Here is a 17,717-nt window from a genome sequence, read left to right as displayed (position 1 = left end):
GAAACCCTACACCGGCGGAGCGGCGTCCGGGGCCAAGGGAGCGGGAGCCGGGGGGACGGCGGCCGAGGATGCCGTCGTCTGCGCCGGCGGCGCCGGCGGCACGCCGTCGCTGCCCTCGCTGCGGTCGCGGTAGAGGGCGGCGCGGGCGAGCAGCATCAGCGTGATCGGCGTGGTCACCACCATGAAGACGGCGATCAGAAGCTCGTGCAGCACCAGCCGCGACTGCAGGACGGTGAAGCACAGCATCGAGGCCAGCAGCACGGAGCCGATGCCCATGGTGGTGCCCAGCGTCGGGGCGTGGACGCGCTCGTAGAAGCTGCGCAGCCGCACGAACCCGATGGACCCGATCAGCGCCAGCGAGGCGCCGAGCAGGAGGAGCAGCGCCACCGGGATCGCCGCCCAGGCGGGCAGGTCGGCCAGATGCGTCATTCGATCACCTCTCCGCGCATGAGGAACTTCGCGAGCGCCGCCGTCGCGACGAAGCCGAGCAGCGCGATGATCAGCGCCGCCTCGAAATAGAGCGTGCTGCCGGTGCGGATGCCGAAGGTCAGCAGCAGCATCGTGGCGTTGACGTACAGCGTGTCGAGCCCGAGCACGCGGTCCTGCGCCCGCGGCCCGCGCAGCACGCGGTACGTCGCGCAGGCCATCGCGACGACCAGCAGGATCTGCGCCAGGAAGATCGACCAGAGCAGCAGCGTGGCGGTCATTCGAAGATCTCCATCAGGCGCTTCTCGTACCGTCCCTTGATGGTGTCGATCCAGGTGCTCTCGTCGACCAGATCGAGGATGTGGAGAAGGATGGTGTTGTTCGCGGAATTGTACTCCACCCAGATCGTCCCCGGCGTCGCCGTGATGATGCAGGCCAGCGTCGCCAGACCGTAGGGCGCCCGCATGTCGAGCGGGATGTGGAGGAATCCGGACACCCGGTCCGTCTTGCGCGGGTTGAGGATGATCTTGACGACCGCGAGGTTGGAACGCGCGATGTCGCCCATCACCAGCGCGGCCAGCGCGACGGCGGCGCGCGGCCGCTTCAGCCGGCCGCCCGGCGGGTCGAGCGCCGCGAATCCCCAGACCGCGACGGTCGCCAGGACGCCGCCCATCAGGATGGAGCCGAGCGCTACGCTCTCGGTCAGCAGAAGCCACATCGCCACGAGCGCGGCGGTCAGCAGCGGGTAAGGCCACCAGCGCTTCATGGCGCGACCCCCTTGCCGGTCCCCGGCGCCGCGGGCGTCATCACCCCCTGGACGTAGCGCTCCGGCCCGTGCAGCGAGCGGGCGGTGTCCTCCATGTAGCGCATCACCGGACCGGCCTGGACGGTCAGCGCCACGCACAGCGCCAGCAGCAGCATGACCGGCCCGAGTTCGACGAGGCGCACGCGCGGCAGTTCGCCCGCGGGCGACGCCCAGAAGACGTCGATGCCGGTGCGGCTCATCGCGACCACGGTCGCCAGACCGGACAGGATCAGCGCCGCCATCAGCGCCCAGGTGGTGAAGGGCAGCCCCTCCGCCCCCTGCGCCAGCATCGGCGCCAGGATGGCGAACTTGGCGAGGAAGCCGGACAGCGGCGGCAGGCCGGCGAGCAGAAGCGCGCAGGCCATGAAGGCGATGCCGAGGATCGCCATGATCGCCGGGATCGACACGCCGATGGCGTCGTCATCGTCCGACTCCTCGTCCTCGCCCTCGCCGAAGGCCTCGCGCGTCACCGCCAGAACGTCGGCGCCGACCATGCGGCCGCGCTCGACCAGCTCGATCAGCAGGAACAGCCCGGCGATCGCCAGGACGGAGCTGGTCATGTAGAACAGCGCGCCGCCGGTCACCGCCGCCTGCCCGGCGCCGATGGCGGCCAGCAGCGTGCCGGATGAGACCAGCACGCTGGCCCCGGCCAGCCGCGCCAGATTTTGCGTCGCCAGCACCGCGATGGAGCCGAAGGCGATGGTGAGGACCCCGCCGATCAGCAGCCAGTGCCCGCCGAAGCCCGCCGAGGCCCCGGCGCTGTCGCCGAAGATGAGCAGCCAGATCCGGATGATCGCGTAGATGCCGACCTTGCTGAGGATCGAGATGATCGCGGCCGACGGCGCCCCGACCGTCGTGTAGGTGTTCGGCAGCCAGAAGCCCAGCGGCCACATGCCCGCCTTGATCAGGAAGGCGACGCCGAGGATCGCCGCCCCGGCCTCCAGCAGCCCGCGGTCCTCCGGAGCGACCCCGGCGATGCGCACGGCCAGCTCGGCCATGTTCAGCGTGCCGGACACGCCGTAGATCATGCTCACCCCGATCAGGAAGAGCAGGGACGCCGCCAGGTTGATCGCGATGTAATGCAGCCCGGCGCGCACGCGGGCGAGGCCGGAGCCGTGCAGGGCCAGACCGTAGGAGGCGGCCAGCATGATCTCGAAGAAGACGAAGAGGTTGAACAGGTCGCCGGTCAGGAAGGCGCCGTTCAGCCCCATCAGCTGGAACTGGAACAGCGAATGGAAATGGGCGCCCGCCTTCTGCCAGCGCGCCAGCGCGAAGACCAGGGCGGACAGCCCCAGGATGCCGGTCAGCACCAGCATCATCGCCGACAGCCGGTCGAGCACCAGGACGATGCCGAACAGCGACGGCCAGTCGCCCAGCCGGTAGACGCGCACGGTGGCGTCCGCCCCCGTGGCGGTGTGGTCCGTGAGATAGAGCAGCAGCACCGCCAGCGCCAGCAGCACCGAGGCCGACGCCACCCCGAGCGTGGCCTTCAGCGCCCGCCGCCGCTCGTCGATCAGCATCAGCAGGGCGCCGACCAGCAACGGGATGACGATCGGCGCGATCACCAGATGATTTATCCAAGCGCTCATTGGCCACCCGTTCACCGGGACTTCTCCTTACCGTCCACATGGTCGGTTCCCGTCAGGCCCCGCGCGGCGAGGAGCAGGACGAGGAACAGCGCCGTCGTCGCGAAGCTGATGACGATGGCCGTGAGGACCAGGGCCTGGGGCACCGGGTCGGCGTGGCTGGCGAGGCTGCCGGCCATGCCGCGCTCCAGCACCGGGGCCGCCCCCGTGCGCAGGCCGCCGGTCGAGAAAATGAAGAGGTTGACGGCGTAGGAGAGCAGCGACAGGCCGATGATGACCTGGAAGGTGCGGGGACGCAGCAGCAGCCAGACGCCGGAGCCCGTCAGCACCCCGATCCCGAGGGCGAGGATAAGTTCCATCAATCGTCTCCGGTTGCGGCGGTCGGCGCGCCGGTCGGGGCCGCGGGGGCGGCCGGAGCGGGCGCCGCGGGGGCGCTCGCCGCCGGGGCGCGGGGTGCGGCGGCGCGGTGGCCGCGGACCGACTGGCGGGCCAGCGCGATCAGGGTCAGCATGGTCGCGCCGATGACCAGCGCGAACACGCCGATGTCGAACAGCAGCGCGCTCGCCGTGGGAATCTTCCCGATGAGCGGCAGGTCCGCGTAGGCGAAATAGGTGGTCAGGAAGGGCCGCCCGAACAGCAGGGCGCCCAGGCCCGTGCCGGCGGCCAGCAGCAACCCGAGGCCCATCCAGCGCAGCGGCAGCACGCGCAGCCGCGCCTCCACCCACTGCGTTCCGCCCAGCATGTACTGCAGGATCATGGCGATGGAGCCCATCAGTCCCGCGGCGAAGCCGCCGCCGGGCAGGTCGTGGCCGCGCAGCAACAGGAACAGCGCGACCATGCCGACCACCGGGAACAGCAGGCGCGCGATCACCGACGGAACCAGCAGCCAGTCGGCCACCGTGTCGCCCTCCCGCCGCTCCGGCCGGGCGATGTCGTAGGCGCTCTGGTCGCGCTGCTGCTCCGGCACGTCCACGCTGTCGGGGGCCGGGCGGAAGCGGCGCAGCAGCGCGTAGGCGGTCAGAGCCACCACGCCCAGCACGGCGATCTCGCCCAGCGTGTCGAAGCCGCGGAAATCGACCAGGATCACGTTGACGACGTTGGTGCCGCCGCCCTCGGTGTAGGCGCGCTCCAGGAAATGCTGCGCCAGGATTTCCGGCGGGAAGCGGGTCATCACGCCGAAGGCCAGCCCGGCCATGCCGAGCCCGGCGGTGATGGCGATGGCGAGGTCGCGCAGGCGGCGGCCCGTCCGCATCACCTCCGACGTGCCGGTGCCGGGCAGCCGCTTGGGCAGCCAGCGCAGGCCGAGCAGCAGAAGGATGGTGGTGACGATCTCGACCAGCAGCTGGGTCAGCGCGAGGTCGGGGGCGGAGAACCAGACGAAGGTGACGCAGGTGACCAGACCGGTGCCGCCGAGCAGGATCAGCGCGGCGAGGCGGTGGAACTTGGCCTGCCACGCGGCGCCCAGCGCGCAGGCCGCGCCGATCACCCAGATCAGGGCGAGCACCGGATCGATGCCCTGCGGCACCAGATTGCCGGGGCCGAGGCCGCGCCGGTAGACCGCCCAGCCCCCGGCCAGGATGGCGACGCAGACGACCAGGCGGAGCTGGGGCTGCAGCCGCCGGGTGCCCAGCAGACCCTCCAGCGACCGGGCGAGCCGCCAGGACAGGAAGACCATGCTGCGCTCGAAGATGCGGCGGCCTTCCAGCCGGCTGATGAAGGGCGGGCCCTCGATGTTCCGGCGGAACAGCGGCTGCAGCAGGAAATAGAGCGTCACGCCGGCCGCCAGCGCAAGCAGGCTCATCACCAGCGGCGTGTTGAAGCCGTGCCAGACCGCCAGGCTGTACTCGGGCGTCGCGGCGCCGAGCGCGGCGTGGGCCGCCATGTCCAGGTACGGCCCCACGGTGGCCGCGGGCAGCAGGCCGATGATGATGCAGGCCAGCGCCAGGATCTCGACGGGAAGGCGCATCCAGGCCGGCGGCTCGTGCGGCAGGTGCGGCAGGTCGACCGGGTCGGGGCCGAAGAAGGCGCCATGGATGAAGCGCAGCGAATAGGCCACGGCGAAGGCGCTCGCCACCATCGCGGCGAAGGGCAGGATGTCGAGCAGGAAGGTCACGGACCCCTGGGCCGTCAGCGTCTCGGCGAAGAACATCTCCTTCGAGATGAAGCCGTTCATCAGCGGCACGCCCGCCATGGCCGCCGCCGCCACCATCGCCAGCCGCGTTGTGAAGGGCATGAAGCGGTTCAGGCCGGACAGGCGCCGGATGTCGCGGGTTCCCGTCTCATGGTCGATGATGCCGGCGGCCATGAACAGCGACGCCTTGAAGGCGGCGTGGTTGAGGATGTGGAAGATCGCCGCGACCATGGCGAGTTCGCTGTTGAGCCCGAGCAGCAGCGTGATCAGCCCGAGATGGCTGATGGTCGAATAGGCCAGAAGTCCTTTCAGATCGTTCTGGAAGATCGCCACATAGGCGCCGATCAGCAGGGTGGCCAGACCGGCGCTGCCGACGATCCAGAACCACGCCTCCGTTCCCGCCAGCACCGGCCACAGCCGGGCCATCAGGAAGACGCCGGCCTTCACCAGGGTCGCCGAATGCAGGTAGGCCGAGACGGGGGTGGGCGCCGCCATGGCGTGCGGCAGCCAGAAATGGAACGGGAACTGCGCGCTCTTGGTCAGCGCGCCCATCAGGATCAGGACCAGCGCCGGCAGGTAGAGCGCGTGCTCGCGGATCTTGTCGCCCGAGGCCAGAACGACGTCGAGGTTGTAGCTGCCGACGATGTGGCCGAGCAGCAGCACCCCCGCGAACAGGCACAGCCCGCCCGTCGCGGTGATGGTCAGCGCCATGCGCGCGCCGTCGCGCGCCGCCGCGGTGTGGTGCCAGTATCCGATCAGCAGGAAGGAGAAGAGGCTGGTCAGCTCCCAGAAGAAGGCGATCTGGATCAGGTTGCCGGAGAGCACCACCCCCGTCATCGACCCCATGAAGGCCAGCAGGAACGCGAAGAAGCGCGGGACCGGATCGTCCGCCGACATGTAATAGCGCGCGTACAGCACGACGAGCGCGCCGACCCCAAAGACCAGACCGGCGAACAGCCACGCGAAGCCGTCCATCCGCAGCACGAAATCGAGGCCGAGCGACGGCATCCAGGCCATCGAATGGCGGATCACCCCACCCGCCGCCACCGTCGGGTAGGCGGCCCACACCAGACCCAGCCCGGTCATCGCGATCGCACCGGCCAGCCACGCCGCGGTGTTGCGCGCGTGCGTCGGCAACATCCCGGCAACGATCGCGCCGGCGAACGGAAGGCCGGTGGCGGCCAGAAGCAACAGGGCGTCGGACATGGTCTGTGACAAGGGAGTCTCGGGCAATCGGAGGGGCCAAAATGCAGAGAACTGTCGGCTTTACGAATATAGGAAGGATGGGGGTCCCTCGCCGCGCCGGCCAGAAGTCGCTCGGTCAGAAATCGTCGTCGTCAAGCTCCCGCTCGGCGTTGGGGGGAAGCGCCTGCCGGACGAGCTGAACCACCGCGTCGGGCGTTTCCGCCTGGCGCAGCTTGCGCAGGGATTGCGGGTCGCGCAGGGCCTGGCAGATCTCGCCCATGACGGGCAGCAGGCCCTTGCGGGTCGCGGTCGGCCAGAGCACGAGGAAGAACAGGTCCACCGGCTCGTCGTCGCGGGCCTCGAAATCGATGGGTTTGCGGAGCCGGGCGAACAGCACCAGCGGGCTTTCGGTCCCGCGCAGCTCCGTGTGGGGAAGCGCCACGCCCTTGCCCAACGCCGTGGAACCGATGTGCTCCCGCGCCAGCAGGGCCTTGAAAATCTCTTCCTTGGGGGTCCCGATGCGGCTGGCCGCCTCGGTGGCGAGAAGGTCGAGCAGGGTTTCCTTGTTGGCCGGCCCGGCATCGAGAATGACGTTGTGTGCGGACAAGAGGTCCGAGATGTTCATTCCTGTCTCCATGGGTGGCAAACCTTCAATCTCCCGTCCCGGCCGTCCGCGGTCCGTGCCGGGATGGCCGTGAACCAACAGACTTCCAATCAAATTCGGCACGCCTTGTCCACAGTGCCAACGCCCACGGCGTCGACCGCTGCCCGGACCGGTGGCCGCCCCACCCCGCGGACGTGCAGCCCCGGTCAGGCCCGCGCCCCGCAAAACGCCTCGTTCCTCTCCCGCCCTTGCCTGGAGCCTCCCCACCCATTTTGGGAATGGAGTCGCGCCCCGCAAGTGGCGGGGGCGCCTTCCATCTACGTCTTGGCCGCGGCTGTAATCCCACAATCCGCGCTGCGGGGGCGAAAAACGGACGAGCGAAGCGGGACGCATCGCGCGCGTCGACGCCCGGAAAACCGATGCCGTCAGGGCATGGGACTTTGCAAAAACATCAACGGCCTGTGCCCGTCCGGACCGCCCCGCCCCTCCTCCACACTATGGAGGAGGGGCGGGGCGGCGCCATCGTGCCTCAGGCGAGCATGCGCACCGGCTCGCCCGCGTGCCAGGCGAGGATGTCGTCCAGCGCGTCGCGGTAGAAGACGTCGTAGTTCTCGCGGGTGACATAGCCCAGATGCGGCGTCAGCACCGTGTTCGGCGCCTCCAGCCAGGGACTGTCCACCGGCAGCGGCTCCACGGGGAAGACGTCCAGACCGGCGCCCGCGATACGGTGCTCGTGCAGGGCCGCCAGCAGGGCGTCCCCATCCACCAGACCGGCGCGCGACGTGTTCACGAAGAAGGCGGAGGGTTTCATCGCGTCGATGTCCTCCGCCCCGACCACGCCGCGCGTCCGTTCGCCCAGCACCAGATGGACGCTGACGATGTCGGAGGTGGCGAACAGGTCGCGCTTGTCCAGACGGGCGACGCCCGCGGCGGCGGCCCGCTCGTCGGTCAGGTTGGGGCTCCAGGCCGCGACCTCCATCCCGAAGGCCTGGCCGACCCGCGCCACCTGGGTGCCCAGCTTGCCCAGCCCGACAAGGCCGAGGCGCTTGCCGGCCAGCCCCTGGGTCAGGCCGGCCTGCCAGCGCCCGGCGCGCAGGCCGCGCTCCTCCTGCGGGATGCGCTTGACCAGCGCCAGGATCAGGCCCCAGGTCAGCTCCGCCGTCGGGGTGCCGACCATGCCGGTCCCGCAGACGGTGATGCCGCGGGCCTTGCAGGCCTCCAGGTCGATGGCGTTGTTGCGCCCCCCGGTGGTGACCAGAAGCCGCAGGTTCGGCAGCGCGTCGATCAGCGACGCGGGGAACGGCGTGCGTTCCCGCATGATCACCAGGACGCTGTAGGGAGCCAGCGTGCCCGCCAGTTCCGCCGCCGGGATCGGCCGCTCGAAGACCGTCAGCGCGCTGCCGTTGGGCAGGCGATGCCACTCCGCCAGATCGCGCGCGACGTTCTGGTAATCGTCGAGGATGGCGATCTTCATCACGGCGTCGCGACGTACGGCGCCAGGTTGGCCCGGATGCGCTCCACCGCCGGCGTGACGTCCGTGGGAACCTGGAAGGTCTGGCCGGTGATGGTCTCGAACGCCTCGATGTAGATGCGGGCGGCCTCGAGCACGACCTCCGCCGGGATCTCCGGGATGGCGTCCTTGTAGGGGTCGCAGCGCTGGGTCACCCAGCTCCGCACGAAGTCCTTGTCGAAGCTCTCCGGGCGCTGCCCGGCCTCGTACCGCTCCGGATAGCTGGCGGCGAACCAGTAGCGGCTGCTGTCCGGCGTGTGGATCTCGTCGGCCAGGATGATGTTGCCGGCCTCGTCGAAGCCGAACTCGTATTTGGTGTCCACCAGGATCAGGCCGCGCGCCGCCGCGATCTCGCGCCCGCGGGCGAACAGGGCCAGCGCCTTCGCCGTCACCTCGTCCCACTGGGCCTGGGTCAGCAGCCCGCGCTCGACGATCTGGGCGGCGGTCAGCTCCTCGTCATGGCCGGCGTCGAAGGCCTTGGTGGTCGGGGTGATGATCGTTTCGGGCAGCTTCTGGTTCTCGCGCAGCCCGTCGGGGAAGACGTGGCCGTACATCTCGCGCCGGCCCTTCTTGTACATCGTCCACAGCGAGGTGCCGGTGGTGCCGGCCAGATAGTCGCGGACCACGATCTCCACCGGCATGATGGTCAGCCGCTTGGCGACCACGACGTTGGGGTCCGGGTATTCCAGGACATGGTTCGGGCAGAGGTCCTTCGTCGCCTCGAACCAGTAGCGGGCGATCTGGGTCAGCACCTGCCCCTTGAAGGGGATGGCGGTCAGGATGATGTCGAAGGCCGACAGCCGGTCGGTGGCGATGATGACGCGCCGCCCGTCGGGAAGGTCGTAATTCTCGCGCACCTTGCCCCGGTAGTGGTTGGGCAGCTCGGGAATGGCGGCGTCCTTGACGACGTTGGACAGATGCGGAGCAAGCTGAGCGGTATCGACCATGATTCCAGATCCGGCAAAAGGGAGGCGCATGATAGCGCAATCGCCGCGCGGGGCCAGCGCGGTTATAGTCCCGAATCCGGGGAATGGGGACATCCGATGCGGGAAACGGGAGAAATTCAACTCTGTTATGCCGACCTGCGCGGGCTGGCGCACCGGCTGGAGGAGTTCCGCGCCCTGCTCTCCCCCGACGAGGCGGCGCGGGCCGCCCGTTTCGCAACGGAGGCGCTGCGCGCCCGCTGCGCGCTGCGGCGCGGGCTGCTGCGCCATCTGCTCGGACGGGTGGTCGGCCGCGACCCGGCGGCCCTGGCCTTCGCCTATGGGCCGATGGGCAAGCCCTCCCTGCCCGGCGGCCCGGCCTTCAACCTCGCCGACTGCAAGGATCACGTGCTGATCGCCATCGCTCCCCATGAGACGGTGGAGTTGGGCGTGGACGTCGAACGGCTGCGGTCCGTCCCGGACGCCGCCGGAATCGCCGAGCGCTTCTTCGCGCCGGAGGAGCGCGCCGCCTTCGCCGCCCTGCCCGAGGCGCTGCGCGACGAGGCGTTCCTGAACGGCTGGACCCGCAAGGAAGCCTTCATCAAGGCGACCGGCCAGGGGCTGTCCACGCCGCTCGACCGCTTCGCGGTGGAGCTGGTGCCGGGCCGCCCCGCCCGCCTGCTGAGCCTGGACGGCGCGCTGGAGGCCGGGAGTGCCGCGGACTGGTCGCTGTTCGACCTGCGCCCGGCGCCGGGGCTGGTCGGCGCGCTGGCGGTGCGCGGCGGCGGCTGGCGCACCGTGTTCCGCCCGCTGGACGAAGCCTTCAGCGCTTGACGATTTCCCAGGCGATGCGCGCCGGCTCCTCGCCCAGCTCCGTCGAGCCGATGACGATCTCGCCGCGCGGCGGCAGCGGCAGCGGTTCGCCCGGCGTCAGACGCCGCGGCTCGGCCACGCCCGGCACGGCGATCTGCGTGCCGTTGCGGCTGAGATCCTCCACCACGAAGACGCCGTCCTGGCGCGACACCGCCGCGTGCCGCCGCGAGGCCGAGGCGATGTCGAGGACGAACTGGCACTGCGACGAACGCCCGACGACGATCTGCGTCCCGTCCTCCGGAATCGACCGGGTCTGGCCGCGCCAGAACAGCACCAGCCGCTCCGCCGCCGCCTTCGACACCTCGAAAAGGACCGTCTCCTCGGTCGCCCGCGTCACGGCCTCCCCGGCGGGAGCGGCCAGCAAGGGGATGCCGAGCGACCGTTCGGCGTCCGGAATCGCGGCGATCTTGGCGATCAGCCCTTCGGCCAGCGCGCGGGGGATGCCGGCGGCGCGCAGGCGGCGGCCCAGCCCGCCGCGCACGTCGTCCGAGCTGACGCCGGGGGCGACCAGCTCGCGGGCCGAGGTGATGCTCTCGAACTCGGTGGCGACCTGCCGGATCAGGACGCTCAGCTTGTTGCGCCCGAAGGGGCTGGTGGCGAGGTCCAGCAGATAGCCGATGCGCTGCGCCGGCGCCGGCAGGCGGGTGGCCAGACGCTGCACCGCCGTGTCGAAGGACGCGTCCTGCCCGCCGTGACTCCACACCGTCTTGGCGCGCCGGGTCAGCGCCTCGGCCATGCCGGCGCCGCCGAGGAAGCCATCGAAATGGGTCAGCCGGTCGACGATGACTCCGAAGGCCTTGCCCTCCGCGACGGCGCCGGTGCGGGTCAGCGGGGTCAGGCCGGCCAGACCGCCCTGGATGCGGCGCAGCAGCGCCTTGCGCGTCTCGTCGAACCCACCGCCGCCCAGCGCGTTGGACAGGGCCAGCAGCTCATCGGTGTGGGGCAACCGGTCGTCGAGGTCGCCGTGCACCGCCGCGATCAGGCTGTGCAGCGCCGCCCCCAGGTCGGGCGCGTAGCCGATCAGCGCGCGCACCGGCTCCCGCCCGTCCACCGTCTCCGCCAGCATCTGGTCGAGCAGGCGGCGGTTCGCCTCCTCTTCCCCGTCCTCGCGGTGGAAGCGCAGCAGCGCCTTGACCTTGCCGGGCCAGTCGCGGCAGGGCTCCAGCACCGCGGCGAAGGCGTGGGTGACCAGCCGGTCGCGCTCCTCGGGCGGGCGCTCCGCCGCCGCCGCCAGCAGGCCGCCCACCCCGCCGCGGGCCAGCGCCGCGTCGAAGGGCGCCAGCGCGTCCGACGCCTGCGCCATCTCCTTCAGCCGGGCGAACATCCGCATCAGCTGGTCGTGGCGGTCGAACGGCTTCACGCCCAGCAGGGGCGCCTGAAGGGTGGCGAGCCGGCTGACCGCCGGGTTGAACAGCAGGGCCTCCCGCTCGAAGTAGCGCAGCGGGTAGTAGCGGTGGAGCTGCTCGGCCGGGATCACCGCCTGATCGTCCCAATAGCCGCGCAGCAGGCGCAGCAGCAGCATCCGGCTCTCGTAGGAAAAGAGCTGGAACGCGTCGGTGCACAGGGTGGCGGGACCGACGTCGGCCTCGTCGATGGGGGAGATGGTGGTCGGCGTGCCGCCACCGGAGGTGGACTTCTGGAAGATGACCTCTTCCTTGCCCGCCTGATTCACCTTCAAAATCCGGACAACCGGAAATTTCGCAAGACGAAGCAGGTAAGCGGCGCGCTCCCGCGCTGCGGGCTCGTCGGCAAAAACCCCGTCGATGTTGGGTTTGCCGCCCTGCTCGACGACCACTTCGAACGTGACGCTGCGGCGCCGTGACATCATGGGCTTTTCAACTCATTCCCCAGAGGCGTGGCGTCTTACGAGGACTTCATCGTACGGTAAGCGGACTGTCCGCGCAGCAAGATTCCTGGCCCACCCCCGTCCTGATCGGGGCCCGGCCAACGATTGGCGCGGATGCGGGGCGGCGCGTTGCGCTAGACTGCGCATCATGCGGATTCACACCTTCTCCATCCTGCTCCTGCTGGCCTGCGTCTCCGCGGTGTCGGCCTGCGCCTCCCCCATGGCCGCCACCGGTCCGGACGACCGCGAGGCGATCGCCCGCAATGGCTTTTCCGCCGACGACGTCGGCTATGTGCTGTTCGACCCGGACAGCGGCGCCATGCTGGCGGAGCGGCAGCCGGCCAAGCCCTTCGTCCCGGCCTCCGTCGCCAAGCTGCCGGCGATGGCCGCCGCCCTGGCGGTGCTGGGACCGGAGCACCGGTTCGAGACCACGCTGCACGTCACCGGACGGCTGGGGAACGGCGTGCTCGACGGCGACCTGATCCTGAAGGGCGGCGGCGACCCGTCGCTGTCCAGCGAAGGGCTGGCGGAGCTGTTGCGCGACCTCGGCGCGCTGGGCGTCACGCGGGTGACCGGGCGTTTCCTCTACGACACCTCCGCCCTGCCCGAACTGGCGGAGATCGACGCCGGGCAGCCCTGGACCGCCGGCTACAACACCGGGGTCGGGGCGCTGTCGCTGAACTTCAACCGCTTCCGCTTCGACTGGGCGCGCCCCGCCGCCGCCGGCCAGCCGGTGCGGGTCAGCGCCTGGTCGGTGTCCGACACCGGGCGCGTGCCGCTGGACAGCGTGACGGTGCAGCTCGGCGCCGGAGTGGGCGCCGCCTTTACCCCGCTCACCGCCACGGATGGGGCAGCGGAAGGCGAGCACTGGCGCTTCGCCCCGCAGCCGGGCATGGCGGCCAGCCTGTGGCTTCCGGTCACGCACCCCGGTCTGGCGGCGGCCCACGTCTTCCGCCGTCTGGCCGCGGAGGCGGGGATCGTCCTGCCCGCCCCGGCCCCCGGCGCGGTGCCGCCGACCGCCACGCTGGCCGCCCTGCACCGCAGCGAGCCGCTGGAGGTCCTGGCCCGGCAGGTCCTGCGCTACTCCAACAACCTGTCGGCGGAGCTGATCGGGCTGGCCGCCGCGCGGCAGCTCGACCCGGCGGTGCGGACGCTGCCGGAGTCGGCGGCGGTGCTGACCGCTCCGGCCATGCTGGCGGCCCCGCGCACCGACTGGACAGGGCTGCGGCTGCTCAACCATTCGGGGCTCAGCGCCGCGTCGCGGATCACCCCGGCCCAGACCATGGCGCTGATCCAGGGCGCCGGCCCGGCGGTGCTGGCCCTTCTGCCCGGCGAGGACGAGGGCAAGGCCCTGCCCCCCGGCGTGCGCGCCAAGTCGGGGACGCTGGCCTACGCCAAGGCGCTGGCCGGCACGCTGACGACGGCGAGCGGGCGGACGCTCGGCTTCGCCTTCTTCGTCACCGACGAGGAGCGGCGCGCCGCCATGGACCGCACGATGGACCGCCGCATCGCGGAGATCCCCCCGGAGGCCCGCGCCTGGCTGGCCCGCTCCCGCAAGCTCCAGGCCGACCTGCTGGCGTTGTGGATCGCCGGCTTGTGACGGGCCTTCCCCCCTCTCCCGCCCCGGGAGAGGGGGCCCACGACAGCGGGCGGGTGAGGGTCGTTCGAGAATCAAGGCGCTGATTCTCGAACGACCCTCACCCTTCCCACGCCTGCGGCGTGGGCCCCTTCCCTCTCCCGGGGCGGGAGAGGGGGCAATGGCACCCGCAACCGCGGCGCTTGGCGAAGGGTGACGGTCGGTTGTACACTGCGACCGAATGTCCCACCGAGGTTCTGGATGCCGATCACCCCGCGCGCGCGCCGACTCCAGCAGGGTTCCGACACACCGGACATCGCGGCCAACCGCTACCACGACCGGCAGCTGGGCGCGGAGGTGGTCAACATCGTGGTCGGCGGCTGCGTGGTCAGCGACGACCCGAACGTCGTCATCACCACGACGCTGGGCTCCTGCATCGCCGCCTGCCTGTTCGATCCCGTCGCGGCGATCGGCGGGATGAACCACTTCCTGCTGCCCGACCACAACGGCGACCGGCTGTCGATCTCCTCCCGCTACGGCAGTGCCGCCATGGAGCAGCTCATCAACCGGCTGCTGGGGGCGACAGGGCGGCGCGACCGGCTGCGCGCCAAGATCTTCGGCGGGGCCAGCGTGAACGGCGCCCCGCGCAGCGCCGGCATCGGCCAGCGCAACGTCGAGTTCGTTATGGAGTATCTGGCGGCCGAAGGCATCCCGACGATGAGCTGGGACGTCGGCGGCACGGCGGCCCGCGCGGTGCGCTTCTACCCCACCTCGGGCCGCACCCAGCGCCGCCTGATCGGGGAGGAGACGGTGCGGGACATCGCGCGGTCCGAGTCCTCCTTCATGGACCGGCTGCGCAAGACCGGGATCGATGGCGACGTGGAGCTGTTCTGATCCCCATGCTCCATGGATTGTCCCGCCTGCTGCCCGCCATCGCGGACCAGAATCTCGACGAGGCCGCCGTCTACCGGCGGGAGTCGCTGTACGAGCGCCCGCGCTACGAGGGGGCCCGCGGCCTGATCCCCGCCGCCGGGCCGCTGCTCTGCCCGCTCTGCGGGCGGGAGGCCGCGCGCTTCCTGCCCTTCGGCCTGGGCGGGCGGCGCAACGCCCGCTGCCCGGACTGCGGGTCGCTGGAGCGCCACCGCTTCCTGTGGAGCTTCCTGGCGGAGCGGACGGACGTGCTGCGACGGTCGCTGCGCATCCTGCACACCGCCCCGGAGCCCTGCCTGGAGCCGCTGCTGCGGGCGCGGCACGGCCGGCGCTACGTCACGCTGGACCGCTTCAACCCGGCCGCCGACGTGCAGGCCGACCTGACCGACCTGCCCTTTCCGGACGGCCGGTTCGACCTCGTTCTGTCCAGCCACGTTCTGGAGCATGTCCCCGACGACCGCGCCGCGCTGCGCGAGATCGCCCGCGTGCTGAAGCCCTCGGGCCGCGCCGTCCTGCTGTTCCCCTACGATCCGAAGGGGCCGACGCGGGAGGACCCGGCGATGGACACCCCCGCCAAGCGGCTGGCCGCCTTCGGCCATCCCTATCACTACCGGATTTATGGTACGGATACCCCCCGGCGCATGGCCGAGTCCGGGCTGGACGCCACGCTCGTCGCCTCCACGGCGATGCTGAGCGCGCACCGGCGGCGGCGGCGGCGCATCAACCGCAACCACCTGTTCCTGGCTCGCCCGCGCGCCGCGGCGGGCCGGGCGTCCGGGGAGGGGTCATGAGCCGCAGCATCCGCATCGCCACCTTCAACCTGGAAAGCCTGGACGACACCGGCGACCTGTCCTTCGAGGAGCGCGCCGCCGTGCTGCGCCCGCAGCTGGAGCGGCTGGACGCCGACATCCTGTGCCTTCAGGAGGTCAACGGCCAGCGCGACGCGAAGGGGGAGCCGCGGACCCTGCGCGCTCTGAACCGGCTGCTGGAGGGCGGCCCCTACGCCGATTTCCACCGGACCTCCGGCGGCGAGGGGACCAGGCTGGCCGACCGCCACAACCTCGTGCTGGTGAGCCGCTGGCCGATCCTGGCGGCGCGGCAGTACCGGCACGATCTGGTGCCCTCCCCGCAGGTCCGCATGGTCACCGCCGACCCGGCCCAGCCCGGCGGCGACGCGGTGAGCTGGGACCGCCCGGTGCTGCACGGCGAGATCGAGTTGCCCGGCGGCCGGCGGCTGCACGTCTTCAACCTGCATCTGCGCGCGCCGATCGCCGCGCCGGTGCCGGGGCAGAAGAAGAACGCCTCCACCTGGAAGAGCGTCGGCGGCTGGGCGGAGGGCTTCTACCTCGCCTCGATCAAGCGGGCCGGCCAGGCGCTGGAGGCCCGGCTGGCGGTGGAGCGGGTGTTCGACGCCGACCCGCAGGCGCTGATCCTGGTGGCCGGCGACCTCAACGCCGAGATCGAGCAGACCCCCGTCCGCATCATCCGCGCCGACCTCGATGAGACCGGCAATGGCCATCTCGCCGGGCGGTCGCTGGTACCGCTGGAGCGCTCCGTCCCGGAGGAGCGGCGCTTCACCGTGCTGCACGGCGGCGACGCGGTGATGCTCGACCATCTGCTGGTGTCGCGCGCCCTGCTGGGCTGGTTCCGCTCCGCCGAGATCCACAACGAGGCGCTGGGCGACGAGCTGGTGGCCCACGCCACGGTCAGCCATTCTCCGGAAAGCTACCACGCGCCGCTGGTGGCCCGCTTCGAACTGCCGGATCAGACGGTGACGGAGACGATGGCGCCCGGCGAACCGGCGCCGTAGGCCCCCGCGACACGGGGAGCGGCAGCCGAACCGGTGAGCCCCGGACCGGCGCCCGTCGCGGGCGGCGTTGCGGTGGCCGGCAATCCGGTGGCCGGCAATCCGGTGGACTGGGCGCCGCTCGACTCGGCGGCGCCGTACCCCGACCCGACGACCCGTCCGGCGCCGCCCGGTGTGGCGGTGCCGCCGGATGCCGCGGTCGCTTTGCCGGTGTCGTGGCCGCCCGCCGCCCCATCGGTCGCGACGCCCAGGCGGCTGGCGGTGCGGCGGTATTCCTCCACCACCTGTTGCGCCGGGATCTGGTTCTGGGTTTCGCCGGACGACCGGTCGCGGAAATAGATGACGGCCAGCCGGGCGCCCTGGTCGTAGCGCAGGACCGGGCTGATGTAGCCGCCGGCCACCACCACCGGATCGGACGGGGACGCCGGGGCGGTGGGTCGGTCCGCAACGCCGGACGCGGATTGGGAAGTCGGTGCCGCGGCATCGGCCGCGGATTGCGGCGTCGGAACCGCCGATGCCGGAGTCGGCCGGTTCGCCTGGATGCCGGAAACGCTTCGGATGTCCATGGCTGGCCGCCTTTCCCCTGCGGACCCGGCCCCGCACCGGCCGGGCGGGCCCCGATTGGACGACGCGCGATCAGACCGTGATGTTGAGGTTCTGTCCGCGGGTCGGGGTGGTGTTGCCGCCCGACGCCAGGGCCTGCTGGCTCTGCTGCGCCTGCTGGTCCTGGGCCTGGACCTGCTGGCGGCGATCCTCTTCGGCCTTCTGGGCCTGCTGGTTCGCGTCGGTTCCCCGGGTCTGCTGCAGGGCCGCCGGGCCGCTGCTTAACGGTGTCGTGAAGGCCTGCTGTTGATAGCCCCCTATGCCGCTGACGCCCATGACACGCACTCCTCGCTGTCCGCACTCCCACCCAGGTAGAGTAGGCAAAAATTGCCGCGCGTTCAAGTGGGACTCACGGACCGCTCCTCGCAAGTCACGTGCAAATCGGCGATGCGCTCGCTTTGCGCGAGGACCCGCGCGAGGCCGCTGCTTTTGTTTGCGGGACGGTGGAACCGACGGGTCAGGCCGGTTCCGGCTCCAGGAAGACACCCTCGCGAATCGCGAAATCGAAGCGGCCGCCGTCCAGAGCCGTCACGTCGTAGGTCAGCGAGCGGTCGATGCCGTTGTCGGCGTTGAAGGTCAGCACCCGCGGCCGCAGCGTCGCCAGTTCCGTCGGCTGGCAGTACCAGGAGGCGGCGATGATCACCTCGTCGCCCGGCTGGCAGCTCCGCGCCGCCGAGCCGTTCAGCACGCAGCAGCGCGAGCCGCGCTCGCCGTAGATCACGTAGGTGCTGATCCGCGCGCCGGAGTTCTTGTTCCAGATCTCCACGAATTCCAGCGGGTAGATCCCCACCGCCTCGCAATGCTCCGGATCGAGGGTGATCGACCCCTGATAGTTCAGGTTGGCGTCGGTGACGCGCAGGCAATGCAGTTTTGCTCGGACAACCTTGATCATGATCCCCTCCGGACGGTGCG

Annotated in this window: 18 protein-coding genes; 5 read left to right on the top strand and 13 right to left on the bottom strand. The window is 71.0% G+C overall.

The window, feature by feature from the left end; all coding sequences use genetic code 11:
• Positions 1-6: 6 nt before the first annotated feature.
• The 9 genes from mnhG to ABVN73_RS13380 all read right to left on the bottom strand — a co-directional run bounded on the left by mnhG (position 7) and on the right by ABVN73_RS13380 (position 9,194).
• Positions 7-429 carry a monovalent cation/H(+) antiporter subunit G gene (gene mnhG, locus ABVN73_RS13420; RefSeq protein WP_353860172.1) on the bottom strand — a complete coding sequence of 141 codons (423 nt, stop codon included), beginning with the start codon at positions 427-429 and terminating at the stop codon, positions 7-9.
• Entirely contained in the window at positions 426-707 is a 282-nt protein-coding gene (locus ABVN73_RS13415) for a K+/H+ antiporter subunit F (protein ID WP_237905482.1), read from the bottom strand. The genes mnhG and ABVN73_RS13415 overlap by 4 nt, the downstream gene beginning before the upstream one ends.
• On the bottom strand, positions 704-1,192 hold the full coding sequence (locus tag ABVN73_RS13410; RefSeq protein WP_353860171.1) for a Na+/H+ antiporter subunit E: 489 nt from the start codon (positions 1,190-1,192) through the stop codon (positions 704-706). Before ABVN73_RS13410 ends, ABVN73_RS13415 begins: the two co-directional genes overlap by 4 nt.
• On the bottom strand, positions 1,189-2,820 hold the full coding sequence (locus ABVN73_RS13405) for a monovalent cation/H+ antiporter subunit D (protein ID WP_353860170.1): 1,632 nt from the start codon (positions 2,818-2,820) through the stop codon (positions 1,189-1,191). The genes ABVN73_RS13410 and ABVN73_RS13405 overlap by 4 nt, the downstream gene beginning before the upstream one ends.
• Before the next feature lie 11 nt (positions 2,821-2,831).
• On the bottom strand, positions 2,832-3,176 hold the full coding sequence (locus ABVN73_RS13400; protein ID WP_145689519.1) for a Na+/H+ antiporter subunit C: 345 nt from the start codon (positions 3,174-3,176) through the stop codon (positions 2,832-2,834).
• Positions 3,176-6,154 carry a monovalent cation/H+ antiporter subunit A gene (locus tag ABVN73_RS13395; protein WP_353860802.1) on the bottom strand — a complete coding sequence of 993 codons (2,979 nt, stop codon included), beginning with the start codon at positions 6,152-6,154 and terminating at the stop codon, positions 3,176-3,178. The genes ABVN73_RS13400 and ABVN73_RS13395 overlap by 1 nt, the downstream gene beginning before the upstream one ends.
• A 115-nt stretch (positions 6,155-6,269) precedes the next feature.
• Complete coding sequence (locus tag ABVN73_RS13390) at positions 6,270-6,758, bottom strand: PTS sugar transporter subunit IIA (protein WP_353860169.1); 489 nt, start codon at positions 6,756-6,758, stop codon at positions 6,270-6,272.
• 508 nt (positions 6,759-7,266) lie between these two features.
• Positions 7,267-8,211: a D-2-hydroxyacid dehydrogenase family protein gene (locus ABVN73_RS13385; RefSeq protein ID WP_353860168.1), complete on the bottom strand. Its 945-nt coding sequence runs from the start codon at positions 8,209-8,211 to the stop codon at positions 7,267-7,269.
• Positions 8,211-9,194, bottom strand: coding sequence for a phosphoribosylaminoimidazolesuccinocarboxamide synthase (locus ABVN73_RS13380; protein WP_353860167.1), 984 nt, complete (start codon positions 9,192-9,194; stop codon positions 8,211-8,213). The genes ABVN73_RS13385 and ABVN73_RS13380 overlap by 1 nt, the downstream gene beginning before the upstream one ends.
• Positions 9,195-9,290: 96 nt before the next feature.
• On the opposite strand from ABVN73_RS13380, the gene ABVN73_RS13375 reads away from it, so the two are divergent.
• Positions 9,291-10,004 (top strand): 4'-phosphopantetheinyl transferase superfamily protein, encoded by a 714-nt coding sequence (locus ABVN73_RS13375; RefSeq protein ID WP_353860166.1) that lies wholly within the window; start codon positions 9,291-9,293, stop codon positions 10,002-10,004.
• On the opposite strand, the gene ABVN73_RS13370 is transcribed toward ABVN73_RS13375, so the two are convergent.
• The gene (locus ABVN73_RS13370; protein ID WP_353860165.1) at positions 9,994-11,871 is read right to left on the bottom strand and encodes an FHA domain-containing protein; all 1,878 of its coding nucleotides are present in this window, start codon (positions 11,869-11,871) and stop codon (positions 9,994-9,996) included. The genes ABVN73_RS13375 and ABVN73_RS13370 overlap by 11 nt on opposite strands.
• A 166-nt stretch (positions 11,872-12,037) precedes the next feature.
• On the opposite strand from ABVN73_RS13370, the gene dacB reads away from it, so the two are divergent.
• The 4 genes from dacB (at position 12,038) to ABVN73_RS13350 (ending at position 16,205) form a co-directional block, all read left to right on the top strand.
• Positions 12,038-13,489, top strand: coding sequence for a D-alanyl-D-alanine carboxypeptidase/D-alanyl-D-alanine-endopeptidase (gene dacB, locus ABVN73_RS13365; RefSeq protein ID WP_353860164.1), 1,452 nt, complete (start codon positions 12,038-12,040; stop codon positions 13,487-13,489).
• Positions 13,490-13,726: 237 nt separating this feature from the next.
• On the top strand, positions 13,727-14,359 hold the full coding sequence (locus ABVN73_RS13360; protein WP_353860163.1) for a chemotaxis protein: 633 nt from the start codon (positions 13,727-13,729) through the stop codon (positions 14,357-14,359).
• 5 nt (positions 14,360-14,364) lie between these two features.
• Positions 14,365-15,186 carry a class I SAM-dependent methyltransferase gene (locus ABVN73_RS13355; protein ID WP_353860162.1) on the top strand — a complete coding sequence of 274 codons (822 nt, stop codon included), beginning with the start codon at positions 14,365-14,367 and terminating at the stop codon, positions 15,184-15,186.
• Complete coding sequence (locus tag ABVN73_RS13350; protein ID WP_353860161.1) at positions 15,183-16,205, top strand: endonuclease/exonuclease/phosphatase family protein; 1,023 nt, start codon at positions 15,183-15,185, stop codon at positions 16,203-16,205. Before ABVN73_RS13355 ends, ABVN73_RS13350 begins: the two co-directional genes overlap by 4 nt.
• Here the strand turns inward: ABVN73_RS13350 and ABVN73_RS13345 are convergent.
• From ABVN73_RS13345 to panD, 3 genes are all read right to left on the bottom strand, one after another.
• Positions 16,160-16,768, bottom strand: coding sequence for a hypothetical protein (locus ABVN73_RS13345; protein ID WP_353860160.1), 609 nt, complete (start codon positions 16,766-16,768; stop codon positions 16,160-16,162). The genes ABVN73_RS13350 and ABVN73_RS13345 overlap by 46 nt on opposite strands.
• Positions 16,769-16,838: 70 nt before the next feature.
• Positions 16,839-17,081 carry a hypothetical protein gene (locus ABVN73_RS13340; protein ID WP_353860159.1) on the bottom strand — a complete coding sequence of 81 codons (243 nt, stop codon included), beginning with the start codon at positions 17,079-17,081 and terminating at the stop codon, positions 16,839-16,841.
• A gap of 181 nt (positions 17,082-17,262) precedes the next feature.
• On the bottom strand, positions 17,263-17,697 hold the full coding sequence (gene panD, locus ABVN73_RS13335; protein WP_353860158.1) for an aspartate 1-decarboxylase: 435 nt from the start codon (positions 17,695-17,697) through the stop codon (positions 17,263-17,265).
• Positions 17,698-17,717: the final 20 nt, after the last annotated feature.

The organism is Azospirillum formosense (assembly GCF_040500525.1).
GTDB classification, from domain to species: Bacteria; Pseudomonadota; Alphaproteobacteria; order Azospirillales; family Azospirillaceae; genus Azospirillum; species Azospirillum formosense_A.
Note: the sequence above shows the minus strand (reverse complement) of the source record. Positions and strands in the feature narration are given on the sequence as shown.

Excerpts from the sequence above, each read along its gene's own strand:
- mnhG (WP_353860172.1), bottom strand. The coding sequence starts at position 429 with ATGACGCATCTGGCCGACCTGCCCGCCTGGGCGGCGATCCCGGTGGCG.
- ABVN73_RS13415 (WP_237905482.1), bottom strand. The coding sequence starts at position 707 with ATGACCGCCACGCTGCTGCTCTGGTCGATCTTCCTGGCGCAGATCCTG.
- ABVN73_RS13410 (WP_353860171.1), bottom strand. The coding sequence starts at position 1,192 with ATGAAGCGCTGGTGGCCTTACCCGCTGCTGACCGCCGCGCTCGTGGCG.
- ABVN73_RS13405 (WP_353860170.1), bottom strand. The coding sequence starts at position 2,820 with ATGAGCGCTTGGATAAATCATCTGGTGATCGCGCCGATCGTCATCCCG.
- ABVN73_RS13400 (WP_145689519.1), bottom strand. The coding sequence starts at position 3,176 with ATGGAACTTATCCTCGCCCTCGGGATCGGGGTGCTGACGGGCTCCGGC.
- ABVN73_RS13395 (WP_353860802.1), bottom strand. The coding sequence starts at position 6,154 with ATGTCCGACGCCCTGTTGCTTCTGGCCGCCACCGGCCTTCCGTTCGCC.
- ABVN73_RS13390 (WP_353860169.1), bottom strand. The coding sequence starts at position 6,758 with ATGAACATCTCGGACCTCTTGTCCGCACACAACGTCATTCTCGATGCC.
- ABVN73_RS13385 (WP_353860168.1), bottom strand. The coding sequence starts at position 8,211 with ATGAAGATCGCCATCCTCGACGATTACCAGAACGTCGCGCGCGATCTG.
- ABVN73_RS13380 (WP_353860167.1), bottom strand. The coding sequence starts at position 9,194 with ATGGTCGATACCGCTCAGCTTGCTCCGCATCTGTCCAACGTCGTCAAG.
- ABVN73_RS13375 (WP_353860166.1), top strand. The coding sequence starts at position 9,291 with ATGCGGGAAACGGGAGAAATTCAACTCTGTTATGCCGACCTGCGCGGG.
- ABVN73_RS13370 (WP_353860165.1), bottom strand. The coding sequence starts at position 11,871 with ATGATGTCACGGCGCCGCAGCGTCACGTTCGAAGTGGTCGTCGAGCAG.
- dacB (WP_353860164.1), top strand. The coding sequence starts at position 12,038 with ATGCGGATTCACACCTTCTCCATCCTGCTCCTGCTGGCCTGCGTCTCC.
- ABVN73_RS13360 (WP_353860163.1), top strand. The coding sequence starts at position 13,727 with ATGCCGATCACCCCGCGCGCGCGCCGACTCCAGCAGGGTTCCGACACA.
- ABVN73_RS13355 (WP_353860162.1), top strand. The coding sequence starts at position 14,365 with ATGCTCCATGGATTGTCCCGCCTGCTGCCCGCCATCGCGGACCAGAAT.
- ABVN73_RS13350 (WP_353860161.1), top strand. The coding sequence starts at position 15,183 with ATGAGCCGCAGCATCCGCATCGCCACCTTCAACCTGGAAAGCCTGGAC.
- ABVN73_RS13345 (WP_353860160.1), bottom strand. The coding sequence starts at position 16,768 with ATGGACATCCGAAGCGTTTCCGGCATCCAGGCGAACCGGCCGACTCCG.
- ABVN73_RS13340 (WP_353860159.1), bottom strand. The coding sequence starts at position 17,081 with ATGGGCGTCAGCGGCATAGGGGGCTATCAACAGCAGGCCTTCACGACA.
- panD (WP_353860158.1), bottom strand. The coding sequence starts at position 17,697 with ATGATCAAGGTTGTCCGAGCAAAACTGCATTGCCTGCGCGTCACCGAC.